Origin of the sequence: Tsuneonella aeria (genome assembly GCF_009827495.1) — a bacterium.
GTDB classification, from domain to species: domain Bacteria; phylum Pseudomonadota; class Alphaproteobacteria; order Sphingomonadales; family Sphingomonadaceae; genus Tsuneonella; species Tsuneonella aeria.
The window spans coordinates 225,217-247,020 of record NZ_WTZA01000002.1 but is presented as its reverse complement, the minus strand read 5'-3'; the positions used below and the strand labels follow the sequence as shown (position 1 = coordinate 247,020).

Below are 21,804 nucleotides of genomic sequence, written 5' to 3'. Positions count from 1 at the left end.
CGAGAGATACGCACGATTGAACTCGCCGGTGTGCGGACGAAAAAAGGGCCGCGGGAATTCTCCCCGCGGCCCTTTCTCGTTCACTCGCTGTGGTAGCGATCAGTCGTCCTTGAGGAAGGCCGGAATGTGGCTGTCGCCGCCCCGGTCGTCGCCGTCGCGATCGCGACGCGGGCCGCGGTCGCCCCCGCCGTTGCGGTCGCCGCGCGGGCCGCGATCACCGCGCCCCCCACGATCGCCGCTGGCGCGCGGACCACGCCGGTCGCCACCGCGATCACCGCGCGGTTCGCGCGGGGGACGGGTATCCTCCAGCTCCTCACCGGTTTCCTGATCGACGACGCGCATCGACAGGCGAACCTTGCCGCGCGGGTCGATCTCGAGGACCTTGACCTTCACGGCCTGGCCTTCGGAAACGACGTCGGTGGGCTTCTCGACCCGTTCGTTCTTCATTTCGGAGACGTGGACGAGACCGTCCTTGCCGCCCATGAAGTTCACGAACGCACCGAAGTCGACGATGTTGACGACCTTGCCGTCGTAGATCTTGCCGACTTCCGCCTCCTCGACGATCCCCAGGATCCAGGCCTTGGCGGCCTCGATCTGCGCGGGGTCGGACGAGGAAATCTTGATCAGGCCTTCGTCGTCGATATCGACCTTCGCGCCGGTTTCGGCAACGATCTCGCGGATCACCTTGCCGCCCGTTCCGATCACTTCGCGAATCTTCGACTTGTCGATCTGCAGCGATTCGATGCGCGGGGCGTGCGCCGACAGTTCCGTGCGGGCTTCGCCCAGAGCCTTGGTCATTTCGCCCAGGATGTGCGCACGGCCTTCCTTGGCCTGGCGCAGGGCAGCTTCGAAGATCTCGCGGGTAATCCCGGCGACCTTGATGTCCATCTGCATCGTGGTGATGCCTTCGGACGTGCCCGCGACCTTGAAGTCCATGTCCCCCAGGTGATCCTCGTCGCCGAGGATATCGCTGAGCACGGTGAACTCCTGGCCTTCCAAGATCAGTCCCATCGCGATGCCGCTGACAGGACGCTTGAGCGGCACGCCGGCGTCCATCAGAGCCAGGCTGCCGCCGCAAACCGTCGCCATGGAGGACGAGCCGTTCGACTCCGTGATGTCGCTCACCACGCGGATCGTGTACGGGAAGTCTTCCTTGCTCGGCAGAACCGCGCGAAGCGCACGCCATGCCAGCTTGCCGTGGCCGGTGTCGCGGCGCGAGGGCGCCCCGAAGCGGCCTACTTCGCCGACCGAATAGGGCGGGAAGTTATAGTGCAGCATGAAGTTGGAGTAGGAGAGGCCCTCCAACCCGTCGATCATCTGTTCGGAATCCTTCGTGCCCAGCGTGGCCGTGCAGATCGCCTGCGTCTCACCGCGGGTGAACAGTGCCGAACCATGGGCGCGGGGCAGGATGTGGACTTCGCTCTCGATCGGGCGGACCTGGTCGGTGCGGCGGCCGTCGATGCGGGTGCCGTCCTTCAATATCGCCTTGCGGACGATGTCGCTTTCCAGCTTCTTCACCAGCTTGAGCTTGCCGAGGTATTCGGCCGGGTCCGTCTGGTCGAGCTTCTCGAAGTGCTCGCGCGCCTTGGCACGGGCGGCGTCGATGCGGTCGCGGCGTTCGCCCTTGTCCGTGATGCGATAGGCTTCGGCGAGTTCTTCGCCGATGAGCCCGCGCAGTTCCTCGAGGGTGCCGGACTTGTCTTCCACCTTGTCGAGCGGCCAGGCGTCCTTGGCCGCCTGTTCGGCCAGCTCGACGATGAGGTTCACGACCTTCTTGATCTCGTCGTGCGCGAACAGGACGGCGCCCAGCATGACATCTTCCGAAAGCTCCTTGGCTTCGGATTCGACCATCATCACGGCGTCGCGCGTAGCGGCAACGACGAGGTCGAGCGCACCGGCCGCAGCCACGTCCTGGCGCGGGTTGAGCGTGTATTCGCCGTCGACATAGCCGACACGCGCTGCGCCGATCGGGCCCATGAACGGAACGCCCGAGATGGTGAGAGCAGCCGAAGCGGCGATCATCGCCAACACGTCGGGCTCCACCTCGCCGTCATAGCTCAGCACCTGGGCGATGACGTTGATCTCGTTGTAGAACCCTTCGGGGAACAACGGGCGGACGGGACGGTCGATCAGGCGGCTGGTCAGCGTTTCCTTCTCGGTCGCGCCGCGCTCACGCTTGAAGAAGCCGCCCGGAATGCGCCCGGCGGCGAAGAACTTTTCCTGGTAGTGAACGGTCAGCGGGAAGAAATCCTGGCCTTCCTTCACGGTCCGCGCGGCGGTGACGGCGCACAGCACAACGGTTTCGCCGTAGGTGGCGAGAACCGCCCCGTCGGCCTGGCGGGCAATGCGCCCGGTTTCCAGAGTGAGGGTCTTGCCGCCCCACTCCATCGATACAGTCTTGGTGTCGAACATGTCTTTTCCTTCGTGACCCGCACGGCCGTATTGCGGTGCGGGGCCTCAAAATCCGGGGAAGCCGTCCCGGTGCGGTGCGGGGCTTTTCATGTCGCCCCGGGCGCGGCGCACCGGATGTGCGCCAGGCCCCGTATCGGCCAGTCCGGCAACCGCCGGCGTGACCGCAATAGACGAAGGGGCGACCCGATGGCCGCCCCTTCGAGAATACCTACTTGCGAAGGCCCAGCTTCGCGATCAGCGCGTTATACCGCTCGACATCCTTCTTCTTCAGATAGGCGAGCAGGCTGCGACGCTTGTTGACCATCATCAGCAGGCCGCGGCGCGAGTGGTTGTCCTTGTGGTTATTCTTGAAGTGATCCGTCAGGTTGCGGATACGTTCGGTCAGGATCGCGACCTGCACTTCCGGCGAACCGGTGTCGCCCTTAGCCTGTGCGTTGTCCTTGATGATTTCCTGCTTCTTTTCGGCAGTAATGGTCATGTGTCGTCGTCTTTCGCGGTATCGAGGGGATGCGTGAAGCCCCGGACGACTTTCGCCGTCCCCCCGATGGATTCCATCAGCGCCACCGGGATGCCGGCATGCCGCGCGAGGAACAGCCCGTCGGGAAGGGCCTGATCGGACAATACCCGGCCCTGGCGGGCCGCCTGCGCGTGTGTCCGATCGAGGTCGAGAGCCGGGATACCGTCCAGCCCCGCCTCCAGCGGCAGGAGGTGGTCTTGAAGCGCCGCGCCCTTGCCGATTTGCTCCAGCAAGTCCAGCGAAATCGCCTGATCGGCCGCAAACGGGCCGGCCTGCGTGCGCCTGAGATAGGTGACATGGCCGCAAGTTTCGAGTGCGCGCGCGATGTCGCGGGCAAGGCTGCGGATGTACGTTCCCTTCGAGACATGGGCACGGAGCGTCACTTCGTGCCGTGGAAGGGTGGAAGAGTGCGCACCTGGGAGAACCGACAGCGCCAGCACCGTCACCTTGCGTGTCGCGAGTTCCACCGTTTCACCCGCCCGCGCCCGATCATACGCCCGTTTGCCGTCCACCTTCAGCGCCGAATAGGCCGGCGGCACCTGCTCGATCGCACCCGTGAAGCGCGGCAGCACGGCTTCCACTTCCGCCAGAGTCGGCAGTCGTTCGCACCGTTCGACCACTGTGCCTTCGGTGTCGAGCGTATCGGTCTCCGCGCCGAAACGAATCGTGAAATCATAAACCTTGCTCGCATCGAGCATCCGTCCCGCGAGCTTCGTCGCCTCGCCCAGCGCGATCGGCAGCACGCCTTCGGCAAGTGGATCGAGCGTGCCCCCGTGGCCGATCTTCACCTTGCCATGCCCCGCGGCGCGCAGGACGCGCTTGACCGCGGCCACCGCTTGCGTCGAACCCATCCCGCGTGGCTTGTCGAGGATCAGCCAGCCGGTGACAGGATCCGGACCAGGATTCACGCCCCGGCGACCCACGCGGCAAGCGCGAAGAAGTGGCCCTGCACCCATTCGACCGGAGGGCCGACGATCGTTTCGATGATGCGAGCGTCGGGAAACGCCCAGGTCGCCGCGATCAGCGCCACGAACAGCAGCATCGCGAGGTTGCGCAGCCTGGCATAGTGTGCCGCCAGGCGGCGCGGCAGGATGCCTTCCACGATATGGGACCCGTCGAACGGAGGTATCGGCAACAGGTTGAACAGGGCTAGGAACACATTGATCACGATGAACAGCTGCATGCCGCCGAACACCCAGGCGCTCACTCCGGCCGGCGGCGCGATCAGGGTCCCGGCATAGAGGCCGAGCGCGATGGCGGCCAGCGCCGCCAGCAGCAGGTTCGTGCCCGGGCCCGCCGCCGCGACCAGCATCATGCCGAGCCGCGGCTTGCGCAACCTTGCGAAGTTCACCGGGACGGGTTTCGCCCAACCGAATATCGGCCCACCGAACAGCGCCAGCGCGCCCGGCACCAGCAAGGTCCCGACCGGATCGACGTGGCGAACGGGGTTGAGGCTCAGCCGCCGCTGTTCCCGCGCGGTCGGGTCGCCCAGCACCAGCGCCGCCCAGCCATGAGCGACCTCATGGAAGACGATCGACACGATCAGGCAGGGGATCAGAAGCAGCGCAAGCTGGAGGGTTTCGCTCATGCCGGGGATGTAGTGCGTCCCAGCGCCTCGCTGAAGTGCCGACGACAAAGCGCGACATAACGTTCGTTGCCGCCGACTTCGGTCTGCTCGCCCTGGGACACTGCCTTGCCTGCCGCATCGACACGCAAGTTCATCGTCGCCTTGCGGCCGCAGTGGCACACCCCCTTCAGTTCGACCAGCTTGTCGGCAATCCCCAGCAGCGCGGCCGAACCGGGAAACAGGTCGCCCCTGAAATCGGTACGGAGACCATAGCAGACGACCGGCACGCCTGCCTCGTCAGCAAGCCGGGCGCATTGCCAGACCTGTGCGGGAGTCAGGAACTGGGCCTCGTCGATCAGGATGCAATCGATGGGGCGCGCCCTGGCGACTTCCTCCCACAAGTCGGTTTCCGCCGTGTAGAGACGCGCGTCGGCTTCCAGGCCGATGCGGCTGCGCACCATGCCTTCGCTGCGGCTGTCGAGCGCGGCGGTCCACAGCATCGTGCGCATCCCGCGCTCGCGATAGTTGAAGTCCGCTTGCAGCAGCGTGGAGCTCTTCCCCGCGTTCATGCTGGCGTAGTAGAAATAGAGCCTGGCCATGGCGCGATCTGGCCGAGGCGATGCGCGTTGTCCAACCGCGCGGTGGCGCGATCCTGCGGATAAAACCGGCGCTGAAGCCGTTGAGGGGGCACGTTCACTCGCCAAAAGGGGGTGCCGTGCTTCGCTCGTTTCTCATCGGCCTGGTCGCCGGGCAGCGCGGGCTGACGCCGCTGGCCGTCACTGCCGCCGGGGCCCGTCGCGGGACCCTGCCCGCCCACCCGCCGCTCGGCCGGCTCATCGCGCATCCGGCCGTGGCCGTCGGCACCGTCGCGCTGGCCGCCGCCGAAATGGCCGGGGACAAGATGAAGTCAGCGCCCGATCGCATCGTGCCCGCCGGCCTCATCGTTCGCAGCATCACGGCGGCCTATACCGGCGCGGCGATGGCCCCGCGCGGGCATCGGATGGGAGGCGCGGCGGTCGCGGTGGGGACGGCGCTGGTCTCGTCCTACATCGGCTTGCGGATGCGCTGCGCCGCCATGCGCACCTACGGCCAGACGAAGACCGGTTTCGTGGAGGACGCCGCGGTCCTGGGAGCCGGGCTTGCGGTCGCGCTCTCGGGCGGTTCCAGGGAGGTGACGAACGCCTAGTCGTCGAGGTCGCGCAAGACCTTGGGGTCGCGCAGCAGCCGCTCGATGCGGTCGGCCTCGTCGAAGCTCTCGTCGGGCTTGAACTGCAGCCGCGGCGCAAACTTGAGGCCGAGGCGCTTGGCGACCTCGCGCTGGAAGAACGCGGTGTTGGTGCGCAGCGCCTTCAGCACCGCGGCCTCGTCCTCGCCCAGCAGCGGCTTCACGTAAGCGCTGGCGTTGCGCAGGTCGGGGGTCATGCGCACCTCCGTCACGCTGACCGAGTGTGCGGTCAGCACTTCGTCGTGCGCCTCCCCGCGCGCCAGCAATTCGGACAGGATATGCCGCACCCGCTCGCCCACCTTGAGCACGCGGACCGACTGCTGTTCAGGGGTGGATGCGCGCTGCGCCATTAGCCTAGCTTCTCGATAATCCGTTTGATCGACCGCACGTTGCGCGCGGTGCCTTTGCATCCCAGCCGCTTTTCAATGAACACGCTGGTGAGCTTGCTGGCGCCGACGCCGTCCACGAAATCAATGTGCAGCGCGCGGGTGCCGGGTGCAAGCTTCTCGGGGCCGCGGCCTTCGTGGTCGGTGAGGAGTTGCTCGAACTGCGCCTTTGTCGGCTGGCCGGCGAGGAAATGGACGTGGACGAACTTGTCCTCGCCCTTGTGCGCGAAGGGGCTTTCCTCAAGCGCGGACTCCAGCTCGGCCTTCGTGCGCACCGCCGCGAAAGTCGCGATGCCGAAACGATCCTTCACCACCCCCGCGATCTCGCCCTCCAGCTTGGCATCCGCCGCGCGCGGATGGTCAAACAGCACATTGCCGCTCGCAACGATCGTGGCGACATTGGCGAATCCGTGGTCTTCCAAGGCCGCCCGCAGCGCGTCCATCTTCAGCTGGTTGCCGCCGACGTTGATCGAGCCGAGCAGGGCGACGTAGCGCGCCATCGGTTAGAGGACGCGCTCGCGCTCCTCGACCTCGAACACCTCGAGCTGGTCGCCCGCCTTGATGTCGTTGGTGTCGGCCAGCACCACGCCGCACTCCAGCCCGGCGCGGACTTCATCGACGTCGTCCTTGAAACGGCGGAGCGACTGGATCGTCGTCGCCGAAACGATGACATCCTCGCGGGTGAGCCGGGCGAACAGGCCCTTGCGGATCGCGCCTTCGATGACGAGCAGGCCGGCGGCCTTGTCCTTCTTGCCCGCCGGGAAGACCTGCTTGACTTCGGCGCGGCCGAGGACGTTCTCGATCTTGATCGGGCCGAGCACGCCGGCCATCTCCTTGGAGACTTCCTCGGTCAGGTGATAGATCACGTCGTGATACATCATCCGCACCTTGTCGCGCGACACCAGGTCGCGTGCCTTGGGGTTGGGGCGAACGTTGAACCCGATGATCGGCGCCTTCGATGCGGCCGCCAGCGTCACGTCGCTTTCCGTGATCGCGCCCACCCCGGCGTGCAGCACGCGCACCTTGATGTCTTCGTTCGAGATGTTGTGCAGCGCGTTGACGATGGCTTCGACGGAGCCCTTCACGTCAGCCTTCACCACCACCGGCCATTCGACCACGTCGCTCTTCAGGTTGTTGAACATGGTGTCGAAATTGGTCGGCGCGAGCGCGGTGCGCTTCTCTGTCGCCTTGGCCTGGCGGAATGCGGCAACCTCGCGGGCGCGCTGTTCGTTCTCCACCACCGTCAGCTGCTCGCCGGCATCGGGCACGCCGCCGAGACCGAGGATCTCGACCGGGACCGAGGGGCCCGCTTCCTTGACCTGCTTGCCCTTGTCATCGACCAGCGCGCGCACGCGGCCGCTCTCGGTGCCGACGACAAACGTGTCGCCGCGCTTCAGCGTACCGCGGGTCACCAGAACGGTGGCCACGGGGCCGCGGCCCTTGTCGAGCTGCGCCTCGACCACGATGGCCTCAGCCGCACGGTCAGGGTTGGCCCTGAGTTCGAGCAGTTCGGCCTGAAGCAGGATCTTCTCGAGAAGCTCGTCCATCCCGGCGCCGGTCTTGGCCGATACTTCCACGTCCTGCACGTCGCCGCTCAGCGCTTCGACGATGACTTCGTGTTCGAGCAGACGTTCGCGGATCTTCTGGGCGTTGTACTCGTCACGGTCGGCCTTGGTGATCGCTACAATCATCGGCACGCCGGCTGCCTTCGTGTGGCTGATCGCCTCCACCGTCTGCGGCATGATCCCGTCATCACCCGCGACCACCAGGATTACGATGTCCGTCACGTTCGCGCCGCGCGCGCGCATTTCCGAGAATGCGGCGTGGCCCGGAGTATCGAGGAAGGTGATCTTGTCCTTGCTCTTGGTGGTGATCTGGTAGGCGCCGATGTGCTGGGTGATGCCACCGGCTTCGCCCTTCACGACATCGGTGCCGCGCAGCGCGTCGAGCAGGCTGGTCTTACCGTGATCGACGTGCCCCATGATGGTCACCACCGGCGGGCGCGGCTTGCGCGTCTCTTCCGGATCGGTGTCCTCCGTCCGCACGATATCGACATCGCTGTCGCTGACCCGCTGGATGTTGTGGCCGAATTCCTCGACCAGCAGTTCCGCGGTATCCTGGTCGATCGTCTGGTTGACGGTGACCATCATGCCCATGTTGAACAGCGCCTTCACCAGGTCGGCGCCCTTTTCGGCCATGCGGTTGGCGAGTTCCTGCACGGTGATCGCATCGGGCACGACCACGTCGCGCACCTGCTTTTCGCGGGGCGTCGACGGACCGCCGTGCGTTCGGCGTTCTTTTTCACGGGCACGCTTCAGCGCGGCGAGGCTGCGCGCGCGGCGGCCTTCGTCCTCGTTGAGCGCACGGGTGACTGTCAGCTTGCCCGAACGGCGATCGCCGGCAGCACCGCCGCGTTCGGCCGTCATACCGGCACGTTTCTCTTCCTTTTTCTTGGGCTCCGGCTTTTTCGGTTCCGGACGCGCAACCGGGGTGAAGCGGCGCGCGGCAGGCGCCTGCGGCGCTTCGGCCGTCGCAGGCTCTTCGCTGCTGGCGGAGACAGCCGCAGGCTCAGCCGCGGCAGGCTCAGCAATCGGCGCGGCCTGGGCTTCGCTGCGAGCAGCTTGCGCCTCCGCCTCGCGGTTCGCCTCCGCACGGCGCTTCTCGCCTTCCAATGCGGCGATGCGTTCCTCTTCCTCGCGCTTGCGCGCTTCCTCGGCCAGGCGCAGCCGGTCCTCCTCGGCCTCACGCTGAAGGCGGGCGACACGCTCCTGCGGCGTCTCGCCCGAAGGGGCACCCCTGCGCTGCGCAGGGGCCGGCGCAGCCGGGGGCGGAGGCGGCGGCGGCGGGGCAGCCACGGGGGCTGCCACCGGTTCGGCGGGCGGCGGGACCGGCGCGGCGTCGCCCGGCTTGCCGATCACCCGGCGACGCTTGACCTCGACCACCACCTTGTTGGTGCGGCCGTGGCTGAAGGTCTGTTTGACCTCGCCACCGTCGACCGACCGCTTGAGGCCAAGCGGCTTGCGTTCGCGCGGAGTGTCGTTGCTGTCGCTCATAGAATTCGTCTTCGTCCTTCGATCAATCGGTCGTCGCGGAGGGCCGGCGATCCGGCTCCCCGCTGTCGGGCGCGGCCTTTTCGGCCCCGAGGTAGTGCATCAGGCGGGCCAGGATGTTGGATACCCGGGCAGCCGCGGCAGGATCGGCCAGCGCCATGTGGACGACATTGTCGCGGCCCATTGCCACAGACAGCGCCGCCCGGTCCAGTGGCAAGGCCACGCCGGCCTTGCCCGTGCCTTCCGCCTCGCTGCCCACGCGCCAAGCCTGGTCCAGCTTGCGGCTGCCGTCGGGGCTGGCGTCGGCGGCATGCAGCAGCAATTCCACCGCTCCGCCGCGCGCCTGTTCGGCAATCCGGTCGCTGCCCAATATAAGATGACCGGCCCGCAATTCGAGACCCAGGCGATCGAGAAGCGCGCGAGTCAGCGCTTCTTCGATCCGCTGCGGCAGGTCGTCCGGCACCGACAGCGCCGCGCCCTTGAGCGCGCGGGCGAGAGCACCTTTTAACCTGCCCTTGGCCATTGCGGCTTCCAGCGCGGCGCGATCGACCGCGAGCCAGGCCCCCCGGCCGGGTGCCTTGGCGTGGACGTCGGGCAGCACGCTGCCATCCGGGCCGATCGCCAGGCGCACCAGCGCATCGCGCGCGCCGTGCTCCCCGGACAGGATGCATCGACGTTCCGGTTCAGCCTTGCGCCCCGCGCGGGGCGGGCGCGGGGCATCGCCCGGGAAGGCGGCGCCGTCCCGGGTGCCCTGGCCATGGGCCTCGGCGATGTCGGGCTTCAGGCGCTCATTGTTCGGAGTCCGCATTTGCGGCCTCCTCGGTGGGAGCATCCGGCGCGGCCGCCGCGTCCTCGGCAGCCGGTTCATCCTCGAACCAGTGCGCGCGGGCGGCCATGATGATCTCGTTGCCCTGCTCTTCGCTCAGGCCGTATTCCCCCAGGACGCCGCCCTTGTCTTCGGGCTTGGCGGGCCGATCGCTGCGCAGGCGCGGGCCATCGGTCGGCGCCGGCTGACGGCGGCGCGGCGCCTCACGCTTCTTGGCGATGAGTTCATCCGTCGCCAGATCGGCCAGGTCGTCGAGCGTCTTTATCCCCGCCTTGCCCAGCGTCACCAGCATGCCTTCGGTGAGGTGCGGCAGCTCGGCCAGATCGTCTTCCACGCCCAGGCCGCGGCGTTCCTCGCGGTGAGCCGCCTCCTGGCGGTCGAGCGCCTCGAGCGCACGGCTCTGCAATTCCTGCGCCAGTTCCTCGTCGAAGCCTTCGATGCCGGCCAGTTCCTCGATGGAAACGTAGGCGACTTCGTTCAATTCGGCGAACCCTTCGGCGACGAGCAGCTGCGACAGCGTCTCGTCCACGTCGAGCTCCTCCTCGAACATCTTGGAACGTTCGGCGAATTCCTTGCTGCGCTTCTCGCTCGCCTCTTCCTCGGTCATGATATCGATCTGGTGTCCGGTGAGCTGGCTCGCCAGGCGCACGTTCTGGCCGCGGCGGCCGATCGCCAGGCTGAGCTGGTCATCGGGAACCACCACTTCGATGCGGCCGTCATCCTCGTCCAGCACCACGCGGCTGACGGTGGCGGGCTGGAGCGCGTTGACCACGAACGTCGCGGTATCTTCGCTCCAGGGGATGATGTCGATCTTTTCGCCCTGCAGCTCCTGCACCACCGCCTGCACGCGGCTGCCCTTCATGCCGACGCATGCGCCGACGGGATCGATGGAGGAATCGCGGCTGATCACGCCGATCTTGGCGCGGCTGCCCGGATCGCGCGCGGCCGCCTGGATCGTGATGATGCCGTCGTAAATCTCGGGCACTTCCTGCGCGAACAGCATCTTCATGAATTCGGGATGCGCGCGGCTGAGGAAGATCTGCGGGCCGCGGTTGTTGCGCTCCACCTTGGTGATCAGCGCGCGGATGCGCTCGCCCGGGCGGGCCGCTTCGCGCGGAATCTGCTGGTCGCGGCGGATGACGCCTTCGGCGCGGCCGAGATTGACGATCACGTGGCCGAATTCCACCGACTTTATCACCCCGGTGATGATTTCGCCGGCGCGGTCCTGGAATTCCTCGAACTGACGCTCACGCTCCGCATCGCGGACCTTCTGGAAGATCACCTGCTTGGCGCTCTGCGCGTCAATGCGGCCGAGATCGACGGGCGGCAGGGGATCGACGATGTAATCGCCGACCTTGGCGTCGTTCTGGAGCTTGGCGGCCTGTTCCAGGTTCACCTGCTTGAAGTAATCGTCCACTTCCTCGACCACCTCGACCACCCGCCACAGGCGCAGGTCGCCGGTCATCGGATCGAGCTTGGCGCGGATATCGTTCTCGTTGCCGTAGCGCGCACGGGCGGCCTTCTGGATCGCTTCTTCCATCGCTTCGATGACGATCGCCTTGTCGATCATCTTTTCCGAAGCGACCGAGTTGGCGATCGCGAGCAGTTCGGCCTTATTGGCGGAAATCGAAGTGGCCATCAGTGGGGTCTCACTCTTCCTCAGTTTCGAGTGGTTCGATAATTTCTTCGTCGGCACCGGTCGTGTCGATGGGCCGGGTGGCGGCGATCAGCGCATCTGTGAGGACGAGCTTGGCCGAATGGATCAGGTCGAGCGGCACGGTGACGGCGCCAGCCTTGCGGTCGATCACGGTCACCTGATCGCCTTCGATCCCCTGGAGATCGCCCTTGAACACCCGCTGTCCGTCTGCCGATTTGTCGAGCACGATGCGGACTTCATGCCCGGCCCAGTTGGCATAATCCTTCGGGCGGGTGAGCGGGCGGTCGATCCCGGGGCTCGACACTTCGAGGTGATAGGCGCCTTCGATCAGGGTCTCGCCCGCTTCTTCCCGCATATCGATCGCATCGCTGATGCGGCGGCTGAGGCTGGCGCACTGGTCGATGATGAGCTGCCCCGTCGCCGGGTCTTCGGCCATCACCTGGAGCGCCTGCCCGCCCTCGCCCGCTTCGGACGCCATCATTTTCACGCGTACGAGATCGAGGCCGAGAGCGGCCGCTTCGGGTGCGATCAATTCGACGAGGCGCGCGATATCGGCCACGGGGTTCCTTCAATTGCAGTCCGCAAGTGCCGCCTCACAAGAGTTCCGTGCCGGCCCCTTGCGGCGCCAGCCCCTTCAGTCTCGCGATGTCGGGATTGACCGGGCAGATAGGCGCGAGTCCCGCAATTTGCAATCCCAATCGCGCAGCTTGCGTGTTTGACAGACGCCATGGCGCATGACAGCATCGCGCGATGACATTCGGCCGCGTTCGACATCATGGGGATCAACTTCTCGCAGGGATTTAGCCCCGGCCGGGTTCACGCGCCCCGACCGGGGCCCCTGCCGCCTGCTCTTTCCAGTCCGGCGCTGCCGCCGGGCAATTTTCTCCCCATCAGGATCCGACGAATGACCGACAATCCCGCCCGTGAGCGCCCACCCATCATGATCGCCGCGGAGGAAGCGGACGCGCTTTCCGAACTGGCCGTCGCCGCCAGCACGCGCAACCCGGCTGTAAGCAGGATGCTTCTGGAAGAGATCGACCGGGCTGACCTGGTCGAACGCGACGCGATGCCGGCCGACGTGGTCGGCATGGGCAGCTCCGTCACCTTCGCGGTCGAGGACGGTGACGCCGCCCGCACGGTGACCCTGGTCTATCCGGCAGAGGCCGATATCGAACAGGGCCGGGTCTCGATCCTCACCCCGGTGGGCGCGGGCCTGCTGGGGCTGCGGGTCGGGCAAACGATCAGCTGGCCCACTCGCAACGGCGAGGAGCGGCTCCTGCGGATCGAGGCTGTCGAGCGCCCCTGACGCGCTGACCCTAGGTCGCCGGGACCGGGGCGGACGCGGCATCGTCGCCGCCCCGCTCCACCAGCCCGTGCTTGCGAATGCAGTGGCGCAGCTGATCGTACGTGAGGCCGAGTGCCTTGGCCGTCTGGCGCTGGTTCCAGCGGTGCCGCCCCAGCGCGTGCTCCACGATCGACCGTTCGTGCGCGTCCACCGCCGCGCGGAGATCCTCGACCCCACCGAAATCGGGCGAACGCTGCGTCGATGCGGTGGCGGGCACGGGCGCGTGTTCTCCGGACCGCCGCGCAGGCGCCGGCCGCGGCATCCACGGGCTGTCAAAGGGATCGAACTGGACGTGCCCCACCGGCCGGCCCCAATCGCCCCAGCGATAGACGGCGCGCTCGACCACGTTGCGCAGCTCGCGCACGTTACCGGGCCAGGGATGTCCCTCCAGCTCGGTCCGGACATGATCGGCGAACCCGGGCCATTCCTCCCAGCGCAGCTCGCTCGCCATGCGCCGGCCGAAGAATTCCGCCAGCACGCCGATGTCCCCTTCGCGCACCCGCAAGGGAGGCAAGGTGATGACCTCGAAGCTCAGCCGGTCGAGCAGGTCGGCGCGAAACCGCCCTTGCTCGGCGAGCGCGGGGAGATGCTCGTTGGTCGCCGCGACGATGCGCACGTCCACGCGCATCGGGCGGTTGGAGCCGATGCGCGTGACCTCGCCATATTCCACCGCGCGCAGCAGGCGCTCCTGTGCCTGCATGCTCAGGGTCGCGAGCTCGTCGAGGAACAGCGTGCCCTTGTCGGCTTCTTCGAACCGTCCCGCGCGCGCCCGCGTCGCGCCGGTGAAGGCCCCTGCTTCATGCCCGAACAGCTCGGCCTCGATCAGGGTTTCGGGCAGCGCTGCGCAATTCATCGTGACCAGCGGTTCATCCCATCGGGTCGACAGGCGATGGAGGCGTTCGGCGATCAGTTCCTTGCCGGTTCCGCGCTCGCCGATCACCAGCACCGGGCGCTGCATGGGCGCGGCCTGACTGGCGCGTTCGACCGCGTCCAGGAAGGCGCTCGACTGGCCGATGAACTGGCTTTCCCTCTCCATGCCCGATTAATAGCGGATTTTCCCAAGTGTCGGCAATGGGCGCCACCATGTCGTTGGTCGAAATTCCTGTGTCATCCGTAAATGCGAATTGGCACAGCCCTTGCTGAGAGGGGACCATGATCAACGGGAGTTTTCGCCAGATGTTCGACCGCCGCTTCCTGCAGAGCCGACTGGGCCAGGCCGCCGCCGCCAGCGTCGCCGCGATGGCGCTGTTCGTGACGATGAGCAGCCAGATCCATGCGACCCCGGCCTACGCCGCCAGTCCGCTGGTCGGCAGCGTGGCGCTGGCATGAACAAGCTCACCGACGACCACCTCGACCCGTTAGGGCCGGAGCAAGACCCCCCCCGTTCGCGCGGCACCCAGTCCTCCCGCGCGGACGATGCTCCGGCCCGCCCCTTCGGTATCAAGGGCGCCAGCAGCCGGATCGAGGCGGAAGTTGAACGCCTGCGCCGCAGCCCCACGCCCACCCAGTCGTCGTCCCTGCAGCGGGACGCGGCCAACTATGGAGTCGCATTCATGGGCATTTTCAGCCGCACCCGGGATATTGTCGCGGCCAACTTCACCGACATGCTCGACAAGGCGGACGACCCCGCAAAGATGATCCGCATGATCATCCTCGAAATGGAGGAGACCCTGGTCGAGGTGCGCGCCAGCGCCGCGCGCACGATCGCGGACCAGAAGGAAATGCACCGCCATACGGTCAAGCTGGAGCGTCTCCAGGCGGACTGGAGCGACAAGGCGCAGCTGGCGCTTTCCAAGGACCGCGAGGACCTTGCCCGCGCGGCGCTGGTCGAAAAGAAGAAGGCGGGCGACATGGCCGATCAGCTCAAGGCGGAAATCGCCGTGCTCGACGATGCCTTGCGCGCCTACGAGCAGGACATCGAGAAGCTGCAGGTGCGCCTGCGCGAGGCCCGGAGCCGGCAGACGGCGATCGCCGCGCGGCTGGAAAGCGCGGAGAACCGCGTCAAGCTGCGCAGCCTGATGACGAACGAGCGGGTGGACGAGGCATTGACCCGCTTCGACCATCTCGAACGCCGGGTCGATTACGCCGAAGGGCGCGCGGACGCGCTGAGCATCGCCGACGGAACCGGCAAGCCGAGCCTGTCGGACGAGATCGCCGCGCTTGCCGGGGCCGACAAGATCGATGCCGAACTCGAGGAAATGAAGCGCGCGCTCGGCCTGACCGACGAGGGCGGCGAGGACAGGAAGGACAGCTGACCCATGGAAGAAATCATCATCGCGCTGATCATCTGCGTCGGCCTGCCGTGGGTGATCCTGCACTACATCACCAAGTGGAAGACCGCCTCCACCATCACGAGCGATGACGAGTCGCTGCTCGACGAACTCTACCATCTCGCCAAACGGCTGGATGAGCGGATGGACACGGTCGAGCGCCTGGTGGCGACGGACGATCCGGGGTTCCGCCCCGCCCGCCTGATGCACGATCGCGAGGCTGACAACGCGCCGCTGCGCGAGCTCGATCGCCTGATCGCCGAGAAGAAGGGAACCGCAAAGTGAACAGCCCGCGCACAACGCTCTATCGAGACAAGCAGAACGCCAAGCTGTTGGGGGTCTGCTCCGGCATAGCCGACTACACCGGGGTCAATGTCCTGTGGGTTCGACTTGGGTTCCTGCTCCTGCTGGTGACAATCGCGCCTATTCTACTTCCCGCTTACTTCATCGCTGGCATGCTGCTGAACAAGAAGCCGGCGCATCTCTATACCGATCCGGAAGAGCAGAAGTACTGGCAGCGCGTGCGGCAGAGCCCGAAGCGCACGGCGCGGGAAATTCGCGGCAAATTCCGTGACATAGACCGCCGCCTGGCCGACGTCGAAACCTATTACGTCACCAACAACCCGCGCCTGTCCGCCGAAATCGAGCGGCTACGCTGAGCGCGGACCACGCAAGGAGAATTCTAAATGGGGGAACTTGCGCTTCTCATCCCGCTGGCGCCGTTCATCATGGTGGGGTTTATCGTCTGGACCAAGCATCGGGGCAAGATGGCCGAGATGCAGGTCCGGACCGCCGCCAGCGACACGGGCGAACGCGCCGCGCAATATGCCAACCAGGTGACCGAACTGGAAGACCGGGTGCGGGTTCTGGAACGGATCGTCACCGACAAGGGATACGATGTCGCCGCCCAGATCGAGGCGCTGCGCGACCAGCGCCGGGTGGACGATGCCGATACCGGCGTGTCCATCGAAATCCTCAAGAAGGAGCGCGCATAATGCCGATCAGCGAGCTTATCCCCTACCTGGGCTACATCGTTGCCGGCGCATTCGTCCTCGGCGGAGCGGGCATCCTCGCCTCGGTCCACACCACGCGGATGAAGATCAAGCATGGCTATCCGCTGGAAGGCATGTGGGGCCAATCGCTGAAGCCCCATACTGACAAGGAAGCCCAGGCCCGCGTCGCGCTGCTGACGCAGGAGAACGCCCAGCTGAAGGCGGAAGTGGGCGCGATGCGCGACCGGCTGGAAACGGTCGAGCGGATCGTCACCGACAGCGGATACCGCCTGACGAACGAGATCGAACAGCTTCGGGCCGGCAAGGAGAAAGTGCAGTGAGCTTCTGGACCGCCATCGTCGTCATCGTCGCGATCATCATGGTCGCCAGCGTGATCATGAAACGGTACGAGGCGCTGGGCCGGGGCGAGAGCGGCCGCTCCAGAGATCAGGATGCCGACAAGCTCGCCCACCAGCGCGAAACCGACCGGCGCGAGCTGGAAGAGCTGCGCGAGCGCGTGAAGGTGCTCGAACGTATCGCCACCGATGCCAACGCCAGCCACGCGCTGGAAAGCCGCCGCGTCGCCGACGAGATCGAAGCACTCCGCGACCGCTGACGCCGTTACGGAGCCCGAAGGATACCGACATGAGCGAATATATCGTCCTGGCCGTCACCTCGCTCGCCGCCATCGCGATCGTCGCCTTCGCCACCTTGCGCGGCTGGCAGGGCTGGCTGACCCTGAAGGAGCACGAGCTGGAACGGACCGCCGCGCCCACCCCGCGCGGGGCCGATGCAGGCAGCGCGGTGGGCGCCGCGCGCATCGAGATCAGCGATCTCAAGGAACGCATCCGCAAGCTGGAGGCGATCGCCAGCGGAGTGGACCTGTGACCGGCGCGGTCAGCAACGCCGCGCAGGCCGGCATCGGCCTCGGCAGCGCGATCGCCGTGGCGATCAGCTGGAGCCTGCACAAGTCGATCCTCTGGGCCGCGATCCAGGGGTTCTTCGGCTGGTTCTACGTCATCTACTACGCCTTCACCCGGCCCGGCGGGCTGGCGGGCTAGGCCGCGCCCCGCGGCTCCGCTAGGGGCGCACCATGCGCACCCTTGCCGATATCGCCGAAGAATACGAATTCCTCGACCCCGACGATCGCTATCGCCTGCTGATCGAGCTTGGCCGCGACCTCGAACCCATGCCCGATCCGCTGAAGACCGACGCGACCCTGGTGCGGGGGTGCTCGGCCAGCGTCTGGGTCTATCCCACGGGCGATGCGGACCGCCTCCATTTCCTGGCGGACAGCAACGCGGCGATCACCAAGGGCATCGTCGCTCTCGTCATCGCGGCGGTGCAGGATCGGCCGGCGGCCGATGTCGCGCAAATGGACATTGCCGGCGCGCTTGCCCCCTTCGACCTTCGCAACCAGCTGTCCAGCAACCGCACACAGGGCGTTCCCAACATGATCGCACTGGTCCAGGCGCACGCGGCGCGAATAGCAGGGCGCCCGGTCGCGACCTGATGCGCACGCTTTATCTTGCAGGCGGCCTGCTGTCGGTGGGCCTGGGCGCGGTCGGCGCGGTGTTGCCGATCATGCCGACGGTGCCGTTCCTGCTTCTGGCCGCTTACTGCTTCGCGCGCAGCAATCCCGAATGGGAGCGGCGAATACTGGATCATCCGAACTGGGGCCCGCAGCTGCGCGACTGGCGGGAGCGGCGGGCCATTTCGCGGCGGGCCAAGACGATGGCGATCGGCGCGATGACCGCGGGGGCGGTGTTCACCTGGTACACGATCGGCCACCCGTGGTACTGGGTATCGGTCGCGATCCTGGTGATCGCGGGAAGCTGGATCGCCACGCGCAACGAGTAACCGCCGCGCGCGCCCCCCGCCTCAGGCGCCCGCGCTATCCCGCACCACCGCGCTATCCCGCACCACGGCGATGCCCGCCTCGCGCTGGCGCTTCAGTTCCGCTTTCAGCCTGGCCGGGTCGCGTGCAAAGACGAAGCCGAAGCTGACGCCCCCGTCCTTGCCGATGGTCGCATGGTGCAGCTTGTGCGCCTGGACCAGCCGCCGGGCATAGCCGCGCCTCGGCACCCAGCGAAACCAGCGCTGGTGAACCAGCCCGTCGTGCACCAGCGTATAGATCACCCCGTAAAGCAGTACGCCGAGGCCGATCCACGTGCCCGGCGCCCACGCATCCGCGCCCATGATCATCGGGCTGCCGGCCGCGAACATGGCGATGCTGATCGCCGCGCCGACGATGGCGTAGAGATCGTTCTTCTCGAAGAAACCGTCGTGCGGTTCGTGATGGTCGCGGTGCCAGGCCCATCCGAAGCCGTGCATCACGTACTTGTGACTGCCCCACGCGAGGCATTCCATCGCGAGGACGGTGGCGATCACGATGGCGATGGCGGCGATGGGTGACACGAAGCCAATTTAATACGCGCCGGGCGGCGATGCGACCCATGTTTTTCCCGCTTTCTGCAGAATGCGTTCGCGCACCGTTCATAAAAGCGGCCATAAACATGAATGGTCAGCCGAACGCTGGCGCGAGAAAAGGGAACATAACCATGCGTCTCAGCACCAAGATCATCCTGTCCGCCCTCGTCGGGAGCGCGTCCCTCGCGGCGGCTGTCCCTGCCCAGGCACAGTATTACCAGCAGCGCGACCGCTACGATGACCGCAACGACTATCGCGGCGACCGCTACGACGACCGGTACGACCGGCGCGGTCAGGCCAACGCCATCCGTGCGCAGATCGACCAGCTTGCCCAGCGGGTGGACCGCATCGACCGCCGCGACCGGATTTCCGAACGCGAAGCGGCCGCGCTCCGGCGCGATGTCCGCAACCTGCGGCAGCAGTACTACAGCTACAGCCGCAACGGCCTGAGCGAGCGTGAATTCCACGTCCTGCAGAACCGTATCCACCAGGTTCGCCAGCGCCTGAACCACGAGCGCCGCGATCGCGACGGCCGCCGCTGGTAAGCCCGTCGATTGAACTGGAAAAGGGGCGTCTCACCACGTGTGCGGCGCCTCTTTTCTTTACGCGGAGCCGCCCGCCGGAATGGCTATCCGGATGGCGGGAAGAAGAACCGGGCGATTTCCTCGCCGATCCGGGCCGGGCGCTTGGTGCCCGCATCGACGCAGCACCAGCTCGATTTCACCTCGGCCAGCACCTCCCCGCCACGTTCGATCACCGTGTGATAGAACGCGCGGGCGCCATGGATCTTCTCCAGCACCGTCCGGGCGATCACGTCGTCGTCCAGGAACGCCGGGCGCCGATAGGTAATCTCGTGCTTCAGGGCGACCCAGAGCCGTTCCGCCACCGCATCCGGCGGGGCCAGATTGTTCCAGTGCGCAAGCACCGCGTCCTGCACCCATCCCAGATAGCGGGCATTGTTGACGTGCCCCATGAAATCGATGTCGGCCGGCACGATGCGAATCGGGAAGTGGAATGGAATTGCTGACATTTTTGTAAGTTAGCACGTATGGGTTGCAAATACATGACCCGCGCGGCGATTTCGTGCGCGCCGCCATCGGGGACTTGCGGGATGTAAATGGGGACCCGCGGCGATGCCAAGATTTCCCATCTTGTCTGGCGGCGGCCCGGCGGCCTAGCCCGCCTGCATGGCCAGCCGCCCCCGCACCCTTTATGAAAAGATCTGGGACGCCCATGTCGTGGAGACCCGCGACGACGGGACCAGCCTGCTCTACATCGATCGCCACCTGGTGCACGAAGTCACCAGCCCCCAGGCGTTCGATGCGCTGCGGGCCACGGGGCGCCCGGTTCGCCGGCCGGACCTGACGCTGGCGGTTCCCGATCACAACCTGCCCACCACGCCCCGGACCGACGCCGCGGGCAATCCCTTGCCCATTGCCGACCCGGAAAGCGCCGCGCAGCTTGCCGCACTGGCGCGCAACGCGGCCGATTTCGCGGTGCCTTATATCGGGCCCACGGCAGCCGCGCAGGGCATCGTTCACGTCGTGGGGCCGGAACAGGGCTTCTCCCTCCCGGGCGCCACGATCGTCTGCGGCGACAGCCATACGGCGGCCCACGGCGGCGTGGGCGCGCTCGCCTTCGGCATCGGGACCAGCGAGGTCGAACACGTGCTCGCCACGCAGACCCTGCTGCTGACGAAATCGAAGACCATGGAAGTGCGCGTGGAAGGGATGCTGCCCCCCGGCGTCACGCCCAAGGACCTCATCCTCCACATCGTCGGCGCGATCGGGACGGCGGGCGGTACCGGCCACGTCATCGAATACCGCGGCCCGGTGTTCGAAACGATGAGCGTGGAAGGCCGCCTGACGGTCTGCAACATGAGCATCGAGGCCGGTGCCCGGGCCGGCATCATCGCGCCCGACGACACGGTGTTCGCCTATCTCCAGGGGCGTCCGTTCGCGCCGCAAGGGGATGACTGGCGCCGCGCGGTCGCGTGGTGGCGCACGCTGGCGACCGACGCGGGCGCCGTGTTCGACCGTTCCGTCACCATCGATGCCGCCGCCATCGAGCCGACCGTTTCGTGGGGCACCAGCCCCGAAGACGTCGCCCCGATCGGCGGCACGGTCCCTTCGCCCGAAAGCTTCGCCGATCCTTCGAAGCAGGAAGCGGTGCGCCGCGGGCTCGATTACATGGGGCTGGAGCCGGGCCAGCGGCTGCGCGACGTCGCGATCGAAAACGTGTTCATCGGCAGCTGCACCAACAGCCGGATCGAAGACCTGCGCGCCGCGGCCGAAGTGCTGCGCGGGCGGCGCAAGGCGGACGGGGTGAAGTGGGCCATCGTCGTGCCCGGGTCCGGCCTGGTCAAGCGGCAGGCCGAAGCCGAAGGGCTCGACCGGGTGTTCATCGATGCCGGCCTCGAATGGCGCGAACCGGGATGTTCGGCCTGCCTGGCGATGAACCCCGACAAGGTGCCGGCGGGCGAACGCTGCGCCTCCACCTCCAACCGCAATTTCGTCGGCCGCCAGGGGCCGGGCGCGCGCACGCATCTGCTCTCCCCCGCGATGGCCGCCGCCGCCGCCGTCACCGGCCGCCTCACCGATGTACGCGAGCTGATGCGCTGAACGCGCGCAAGCATGCCTTCGCCCCCGTGGCCGCGCCCGATGCGCGGGTGCTGATCCTCGGCAGCCTGCCTGGCGAGGCGTCGCTGGCCCAGGGGCGCTATTACGCGCACACGCGCAACCTGTTCTGGCACCTCGCCGGCGGCGCGGTCGGCCGCGATCTCGTCGCGCTGGACTATCCCGCGCGGCTGGAAGCCCTCGCAGGCGCGGGTATCGCGTTGTGGGACACGGTCGCCTCCGCCCGCCGCACCGGCAGCCTCGACGCCGCGATCCGGCAGGCGGAGCACGCGTCCCTCGCGGGCCTGGTGGCCACCCTGCCGCGATTGCGCGCGGTGGCCTTCAATGGGCGCAAGAGCGCCGCGATCGGCCGGCCGCAGCTCGCCGGCAGCGGGCTTGCGCTGATCGATCTGCCGTCATCCTCGCCCGCCTACGCATCGCTGCCCCTGGCCGAGAAAGAGCGTGTTTGGGCCGGCCTAGCCGATTTCCTCGGCTGAGCCCTTGCGCCCGCG

30 protein-coding genes are annotated in these 21,804 nt (G+C 66.9%); 16 read left to right on the top strand and 14 right to left on the bottom strand.

The features are described from left to right. Window positions 1-99: 99 nt before the first annotated feature. The 5 genes from pnp to GRI40_RS11710 form a co-directional block, all read right to left on the bottom strand. Window positions 100-2,412 (bottom strand): polyribonucleotide nucleotidyltransferase, encoded by a 2,313-nt coding sequence (gene pnp, locus GRI40_RS11730; protein ID WP_160611760.1) that lies wholly within the window; start codon window positions 2,410-2,412, stop codon window positions 100-102. A 208-nt stretch (window positions 2,413-2,620) separates the two neighbouring features. Then, a complete protein-coding gene (gene rpsO / locus GRI40_RS11725; RefSeq protein ID WP_160611759.1) occupies window positions 2,621-2,890 on the bottom strand; it encodes a 30S ribosomal protein S15 in 270 nt (89 codons plus the stop codon). Further along, window positions 2,887-3,780 carry a tRNA pseudouridine(55) synthase TruB gene (gene truB, locus GRI40_RS11720; protein WP_237489204.1) on the bottom strand — a complete coding sequence of 298 codons (894 nt, stop codon included), beginning with the start codon at window positions 3,778-3,780 and terminating at the stop codon, window positions 2,887-2,889. Before truB ends, rpsO begins: the two co-directional genes overlap by 4 nt. Window positions 3,781-3,833: 53 nt before the next feature. Further along, window positions 3,834-4,517, bottom strand: a complete 684-nt coding sequence (locus GRI40_RS11715; protein ID WP_160611757.1) for a site-2 protease family protein — start codon at window positions 4,515-4,517, stop codon at window positions 3,834-3,836. Beyond that, window positions 4,514-5,095: a thymidine kinase gene (locus GRI40_RS11710; RefSeq protein ID WP_160611756.1), complete on the bottom strand. Its 582-nt coding sequence runs from the start codon at window positions 5,093-5,095 to the stop codon at window positions 4,514-4,516. The genes GRI40_RS11715 and GRI40_RS11710 overlap by 4 nt, the downstream gene beginning before the upstream one ends. A 116-nt stretch (window positions 5,096-5,211) precedes the next feature. Here GRI40_RS11710 and GRI40_RS11705 point away from each other — a divergent pair, with 116 nt between their 5' ends. Beyond that, entirely contained in the window at window positions 5,212-5,682 is a 471-nt protein-coding gene (locus GRI40_RS11705; RefSeq protein ID WP_160611755.1) for a DUF4126 domain-containing protein, read from the top strand. Here GRI40_RS11705 and rbfA read toward each other — a convergent pair. Genes rbfA through rimP form a run of 6 tightly spaced genes read right to left on the bottom strand, consistent with a single transcriptional unit; the run spans window position 5,679 to window position 12,199 of the window. Next, a complete protein-coding gene (gene rbfA / locus GRI40_RS11700; protein ID WP_160611754.1) occupies window positions 5,679-6,071 on the bottom strand; it encodes a 30S ribosome-binding factor RbfA in 393 nt (130 codons plus the stop codon). The two genes, GRI40_RS11705 and rbfA, sit on opposite strands and share 4 nt — an antisense overlap. Then, on the bottom strand, window positions 6,071-6,607 hold the full coding sequence (locus tag GRI40_RS11695) for a DUF1697 domain-containing protein (protein WP_160611753.1): 537 nt from the start codon (window positions 6,605-6,607) through the stop codon (window positions 6,071-6,073). Before GRI40_RS11695 ends, rbfA begins: the two co-directional genes overlap by 1 nt. Before the next feature lie 3 nt (window positions 6,608-6,610). After that, window positions 6,611-9,160, bottom strand: coding sequence for a translation initiation factor IF-2 (gene infB, locus GRI40_RS11690; RefSeq protein WP_160611752.1), 2,550 nt, complete (start codon window positions 9,158-9,160; stop codon window positions 6,611-6,613). 22 nt (window positions 9,161-9,182) lie between these two features. Then, window positions 9,183-9,965 carry a DUF448 domain-containing protein gene (locus GRI40_RS11685; protein WP_160611751.1) on the bottom strand — a complete coding sequence of 261 codons (783 nt, stop codon included), beginning with the start codon at window positions 9,963-9,965 and terminating at the stop codon, window positions 9,183-9,185. Further along, window positions 9,946-11,622 carry a transcription termination factor NusA gene (nusA, locus tag GRI40_RS11680; RefSeq protein WP_160611750.1) on the bottom strand — a complete coding sequence of 559 codons (1,677 nt, stop codon included), beginning with the start codon at window positions 11,620-11,622 and terminating at the stop codon, window positions 9,946-9,948. Before nusA ends, GRI40_RS11685 begins: the two co-directional genes overlap by 20 nt. Window positions 11,623-11,632: 10 nt before the next feature. Next, complete coding sequence (rimP, locus tag GRI40_RS11675; RefSeq protein WP_160611749.1) at window positions 11,633-12,199, bottom strand: ribosome maturation protein RimP; 567 nt, start codon at window positions 12,197-12,199, stop codon at window positions 11,633-11,635. A 345-nt stretch (window positions 12,200-12,544) separates the two neighbouring features. Between rimP and rnk the strand changes: the two genes are divergently transcribed. Beyond that, window positions 12,545-12,946 carry a nucleoside diphosphate kinase regulator gene (rnk, locus tag GRI40_RS11670; protein WP_160611748.1) on the top strand — a complete coding sequence of 134 codons (402 nt, stop codon included), beginning with the start codon at window positions 12,545-12,547 and terminating at the stop codon, window positions 12,944-12,946. 10 nt (window positions 12,947-12,956) lie between these two features. Here rnk and pspF read toward each other — a convergent pair whose 3' ends face one another. After that, the gene (gene pspF, locus GRI40_RS11665) at window positions 12,957-14,021 is read right to left on the bottom strand and encodes a phage shock protein operon transcriptional activator (RefSeq protein WP_160611747.1); all 1,065 of its coding nucleotides are present in this window, start codon (window positions 14,019-14,021) and stop codon (window positions 12,957-12,959) included. Window positions 14,022-14,137: 116 nt separating this feature from the next. Here pspF and GRI40_RS13740 point away from each other — a divergent pair, with 116 nt between their 5' ends. Genes GRI40_RS13740 through GRI40_RS11620 form a run of 11 tightly spaced genes read left to right on the top strand, consistent with a single transcriptional unit; the run spans window position 14,138 to window position 18,107 of the window. Beyond that, window positions 14,138-14,314 (top strand): hypothetical protein, encoded by a 177-nt coding sequence (locus tag GRI40_RS13740; protein ID WP_202390409.1) that lies wholly within the window; start codon window positions 14,138-14,140, stop codon window positions 14,312-14,314. Then, entirely contained in the window at window positions 14,311-15,240 is a 930-nt protein-coding gene (pspA, locus tag GRI40_RS11660; protein WP_237489163.1) for a phage shock protein PspA, read from the top strand. Before GRI40_RS13740 ends, pspA begins: the two co-directional genes overlap by 4 nt. A 3-nt stretch (window positions 15,241-15,243) precedes the next feature. Further along, the gene (gene pspB / locus GRI40_RS11655) at window positions 15,244-15,540 is read left to right on the top strand and encodes an envelope stress response membrane protein PspB (protein WP_160611746.1); all 297 of its coding nucleotides are present in this window, start codon (window positions 15,244-15,246) and stop codon (window positions 15,538-15,540) included. After that, window positions 15,537-15,914 carry an envelope stress response membrane protein PspC gene (gene pspC / locus GRI40_RS11650; RefSeq protein ID WP_160611745.1) on the top strand — a complete coding sequence of 126 codons (378 nt, stop codon included), beginning with the start codon at window positions 15,537-15,539 and terminating at the stop codon, window positions 15,912-15,914. The genes pspB and pspC overlap by 4 nt, the downstream gene beginning before the upstream one ends. Before the next feature lie 27 nt (window positions 15,915-15,941). Next, complete coding sequence (locus GRI40_RS11645) at window positions 15,942-16,250, top strand: hypothetical protein (RefSeq protein ID WP_160611744.1); 309 nt, start codon at window positions 15,942-15,944, stop codon at window positions 16,248-16,250. Next, a complete protein-coding gene (locus GRI40_RS11640) occupies window positions 16,250-16,588 on the top strand; it encodes a hypothetical protein (RefSeq protein ID WP_160611743.1) in 339 nt (112 codons plus the stop codon). Before GRI40_RS11645 ends, GRI40_RS11640 begins: the two co-directional genes overlap by 1 nt. Next, window positions 16,585-16,863, top strand: a complete 279-nt coding sequence (locus GRI40_RS11635; protein ID WP_202390335.1) for a hypothetical protein — start codon at window positions 16,585-16,587, stop codon at window positions 16,861-16,863. The genes GRI40_RS11640 and GRI40_RS11635 overlap by 4 nt, the downstream gene beginning before the upstream one ends. Window positions 16,864-16,892: 29 nt before the next feature. Then, a complete protein-coding gene (locus GRI40_RS11630; protein ID WP_160611742.1) occupies window positions 16,893-17,135 on the top strand; it encodes a hypothetical protein in 243 nt (80 codons plus the stop codon). Further along, on the top strand, window positions 17,132-17,308 hold the full coding sequence (locus tag GRI40_RS13735) for a hypothetical protein (RefSeq protein ID WP_337190565.1): 177 nt from the start codon (window positions 17,132-17,134) through the stop codon (window positions 17,306-17,308). Before GRI40_RS11630 ends, GRI40_RS13735 begins: the two co-directional genes overlap by 4 nt. A gap of 32 nt (window positions 17,309-17,340) precedes the next feature. Further along, the gene (locus tag GRI40_RS11625; protein ID WP_160611741.1) at window positions 17,341-17,760 is read left to right on the top strand and encodes a SufE family protein; all 420 of its coding nucleotides are present in this window, start codon (window positions 17,341-17,343) and stop codon (window positions 17,758-17,760) included. Beyond that, a complete protein-coding gene (locus GRI40_RS11620) occupies window positions 17,760-18,107 on the top strand; it encodes a YbaN family protein (RefSeq protein WP_160611740.1) in 348 nt (115 codons plus the stop codon). The genes GRI40_RS11625 and GRI40_RS11620 overlap by 1 nt, the downstream gene beginning before the upstream one ends. Window positions 18,108-18,128: 21 nt before the next feature. Here GRI40_RS11620 and GRI40_RS11615 read toward each other — a convergent pair whose 3' ends face one another. Continuing rightward, window positions 18,129-18,665 carry a sterol desaturase family protein gene (locus GRI40_RS11615; protein ID WP_337190564.1) on the bottom strand — a complete coding sequence of 179 codons (537 nt, stop codon included), beginning with the start codon at window positions 18,663-18,665 and terminating at the stop codon, window positions 18,129-18,131. A 143-nt stretch (window positions 18,666-18,808) separates the two neighbouring features. Between GRI40_RS11615 and GRI40_RS11610 the strand changes: the two genes are divergently transcribed. After that, window positions 18,809-19,222, top strand: a complete 414-nt coding sequence (locus tag GRI40_RS11610; RefSeq protein WP_160611739.1) for a hypothetical protein — start codon at window positions 18,809-18,811, stop codon at window positions 19,220-19,222. 83 nt (window positions 19,223-19,305) lie between these two features. Here the strand turns inward: GRI40_RS11610 and GRI40_RS11605 are convergent, their stop codons facing one another. Further along, complete coding sequence (locus tag GRI40_RS11605; RefSeq protein WP_160611738.1) at window positions 19,306-19,707, bottom strand: acyl-CoA thioesterase; 402 nt, start codon at window positions 19,705-19,707, stop codon at window positions 19,306-19,308. 157 nt (window positions 19,708-19,864) lie between these two features. On the opposite strand from GRI40_RS11605, the gene leuC reads away from it, so the two are divergent. Then, the gene (leuC, locus tag GRI40_RS11600; protein WP_160611737.1) at window positions 19,865-21,298 is read left to right on the top strand and encodes a 3-isopropylmalate dehydratase large subunit; all 1,434 of its coding nucleotides are present in this window, start codon (window positions 19,865-19,867) and stop codon (window positions 21,296-21,298) included. Window positions 21,299-21,324: 26 nt separating this feature from the next. After that, complete coding sequence (locus GRI40_RS11595) at window positions 21,325-21,789, top strand: DNA-deoxyinosine glycosylase (protein WP_337190563.1); 465 nt, start codon at window positions 21,325-21,327, stop codon at window positions 21,787-21,789. Window positions 21,790-21,804 lie beyond the last annotated feature (15 nt).

Bases quoted from the DNA above. Each gene is read 5' to 3' on its own strand.
- GRI40_RS11695 (WP_160611753.1), bottom strand. From the start codon at position 6,607: ATGGCGCGCTACGTCGCCCTGCTCGGCTCGATCAACGTCGGCGGCAAC.
- pnp (WP_160611760.1), bottom strand. From the start codon at position 2,412: ATGTTCGACACCAAGACTGTATCGATGGAGTGGGGCGGCAAGACCCTC.
- GRI40_RS11625 (WP_160611741.1), top strand. From the start codon at position 17,341: ATGCGCACCCTTGCCGATATCGCCGAAGAATACGAATTCCTCGACCCC.
- pspF (WP_160611747.1), bottom strand. From the start codon at position 14,021: ATGGAGAGGGAAAGCCAGTTCATCGGCCAGTCGAGCGCCTTCCTGGAC.
- GRI40_RS11605 (WP_160611738.1), bottom strand. From the start codon at position 19,707: ATGTCAGCAATTCCATTCCACTTCCCGATTCGCATCGTGCCGGCCGAC.
- nusA (WP_160611750.1), bottom strand. From the start codon at position 11,622: ATGGCCACTTCGATTTCCGCCAATAAGGCCGAACTGCTCGCGATCGCC.
- GRI40_RS11645 (WP_160611744.1), top strand. From the start codon at position 15,942: ATGGGGGAACTTGCGCTTCTCATCCCGCTGGCGCCGTTCATCATGGTG.
- GRI40_RS11630 (WP_160611742.1), top strand. From the start codon at position 16,893: ATGAGCGAATATATCGTCCTGGCCGTCACCTCGCTCGCCGCCATCGCG.
- GRI40_RS11710 (WP_160611756.1), bottom strand. From the start codon at position 5,095: ATGGCCAGGCTCTATTTCTACTACGCCAGCATGAACGCGGGGAAGAGC.
- GRI40_RS11620 (WP_160611740.1), top strand. From the start codon at position 17,760: ATGCGCACGCTTTATCTTGCAGGCGGCCTGCTGTCGGTGGGCCTGGGC.
- rnk (WP_160611748.1), top strand. From the start codon at position 12,545: ATGACCGACAATCCCGCCCGTGAGCGCCCACCCATCATGATCGCCGCG.
- GRI40_RS11610 (WP_160611739.1), top strand. From the start codon at position 18,809: ATGCGTCTCAGCACCAAGATCATCCTGTCCGCCCTCGTCGGGAGCGCG.
- pspB (WP_160611746.1), top strand. From the start codon at position 15,244: ATGGAAGAAATCATCATCGCGCTGATCATCTGCGTCGGCCTGCCGTGG.
- GRI40_RS11640 (WP_160611743.1), top strand. From the start codon at position 16,250: ATGCCGATCAGCGAGCTTATCCCCTACCTGGGCTACATCGTTGCCGGC.
- GRI40_RS11685 (WP_160611751.1), bottom strand. From the start codon at position 9,965: ATGCGGACTCCGAACAATGAGCGCCTGAAGCCCGACATCGCCGAGGCC.
- pspA (WP_237489163.1), top strand. From the start codon at position 14,311: ATGAACAAGCTCACCGACGACCACCTCGACCCGTTAGGGCCGGAGCAA.
- GRI40_RS11715 (WP_160611757.1), bottom strand. From the start codon at position 4,517: ATGAGCGAAACCCTCCAGCTTGCGCTGCTTCTGATCCCCTGCCTGATC.
- truB (WP_237489204.1), bottom strand. From the start codon at position 3,780: ATGGGTTCGACGCAAGCGGTGGCCGCGGTCAAGCGCGTCCTGCGCGCC.
- leuC (WP_160611737.1), top strand. From the start codon at position 19,865: ATGGCCAGCCGCCCCCGCACCCTTTATGAAAAGATCTGGGACGCCCAT.
- infB (WP_160611752.1), bottom strand. From the start codon at position 9,160: ATGAGCGACAGCAACGACACTCCGCGCGAACGCAAGCCGCTTGGCCTC.
- rbfA (WP_160611754.1), bottom strand. From the start codon at position 6,071: ATGGCGCAGCGCGCATCCACCCCTGAACAGCAGTCGGTCCGCGTGCTC.
- GRI40_RS13740 (WP_202390409.1), top strand. From the start codon at position 14,138: ATGATCAACGGGAGTTTTCGCCAGATGTTCGACCGCCGCTTCCTGCAG.
- rpsO (WP_160611759.1), bottom strand. From the start codon at position 2,890: ATGACCATTACTGCCGAAAAGAAGCAGGAAATCATCAAGGACAACGCA.